The following is a 1,427-nucleotide window of genomic DNA, read 5'->3' on the forward strand; positions in this document are numbered from 1 at the left end:
TGGCTTTTCGCTCATCTGACTACATTACCATATTTTTCGGCTCTCAATCAACTATTTTTTACCTGAATCCTTACCCTGTGACTATCAGAAAAATGCCGATATAATCAAAAAAATTGGGATATTCGCCGACAATTAACGGTGAAGTGAACAGCATGAATAAGGGAGTCAAAGCTACTAGCGGTACTGTGAGGGATAAGTCCGATAGTTTGATGGCTTTAATGTAGAGGATAGCTGTGACTGCGTTGATGCTTCCTCCGATTGACAATGCTATCCAGAATTGCGGGTTTAGTTGCGGGTTTAATTGGGGTATTTTTATGAAAAATAGAAAGGGAGTTAAAAAGACGGCTGAAAAAAATGCTAGTGACCAAGCTACCACGTATTCGTCGTTTTTTTTCAGGTTTTGCTTGCCAAAAACGTCTTTTATTGCTTCAAAAAAAGCAGTGAGAATTCCAAAAATTAACCAAGTCAACCTAAATATGCGCTCCTGATTCGCTCGTCGTTTAGCAAGTCCAATCCTATACCTGTGAGGGTAATTTTACCAGCTTCTAGTACGTAGGCGCGATCGGCAATTTGGAGTGCTAAGTTAGCGTTTTGTTCGACCAATAGAATTGTAACGCCCGTAGAGCGTAGGTTTTGAATAATTGTGAAAATTTCTTTGACGATCGCAGGTGCTAACCCTAAACTAGGCTCGTCTAATAATAGCAGTTTCGGGCGGCTCATGAGCGCGCGGGCGATCGCCAGCATTTGCTGTTCCCCACCGCTAAGGGTTCCAGCTAGTTGAGTGCGCCTTTCTGCTAGGCGCGGAAATAGCTCGAATTGGCGGGTTAAATCGGCTTTGATGGCCGCAAAGTCCGATCGCACATAGGCCCCTAATTCCAAGTTTGTCAACACCGTTTGCTGCGCCAAAACTCTTCGTCCTTCTGGACTGTGGGCGATTCCCAATTTTACCACTTCGTGAGCTTGGCGGCGCGTGATATCGCGCCCGCTATAGATAATTTTTCCTTCACGCAAATTAACTATTTTAGAAATTGCTCTCAGTGTCGTACTTTTCCCCGCACCGTTAGCACCGATGAGACTGACAACTTCGCCTGCATTTACGGTTAAATCAACATTTGTGAGGGCTTGAATTCCTCCGTAATTTACACAGAGGTTTTTGAGTTCTAAGAGGATGTTTTCGTTGGTTTTAATTGGGCTGTGCTGCATTATTTTGTTGTTTAAAAATTTATTATTAACCATAAAGTTTATCTCTTTTCCAGCAGTCCGCCAGGGGTTGAAAACCCCTGTCTCATAGCTAAAGTCCTCTAAAAGAGGACTGTAAGGCATCACTCTAACTCTTAGTCCGCGGAGGCGGACATTGTTTGTGTAGGCGCGATTTCAATCGCCCGCTTATCTTCGATTTAACTCTTAGTCCGCGGAGGCGGACATTG

At 43.9% G+C, this 1,427-nt stretch carries 2 protein-coding genes; both read right to left on the minus strand.

Translation table 11 applies throughout. The features are described from left to right. Positions 1-70: 70 nt before the first annotated feature. Entirely contained in the window at positions 71-469 is a 399-nt protein-coding gene (locus QUB52_RS20575; protein ID WP_332974648.1) for an EamA family transporter, read from the minus strand. Beyond that, entirely contained in the window at positions 466-1,203 is a 738-nt protein-coding gene (locus QUB52_RS20580; protein WP_332974684.1) for an ABC transporter ATP-binding protein, read from the minus strand. Before QUB52_RS20580 ends, QUB52_RS20575 begins: the two co-directional genes overlap by 4 nt. Positions 1,204-1,427: the final 224 nt, after the last annotated feature.

The organism is Microcoleus sp. A6-C6 (genome assembly GCF_036705955.1).
Classification (GTDB): domain Bacteria; phylum Cyanobacteriota; class Cyanobacteriia; order Cyanobacteriales; family Microcoleaceae; genus Microcoleus.

Coding starts and splice junctions, on each gene's coding strand:
- QUB52_RS20580 (WP_332974684.1), bottom strand. CDS start 1,203: ATGCAGCACAGCCCAATTAAAACCAACGAAAACATCCTCTTAGAACTC.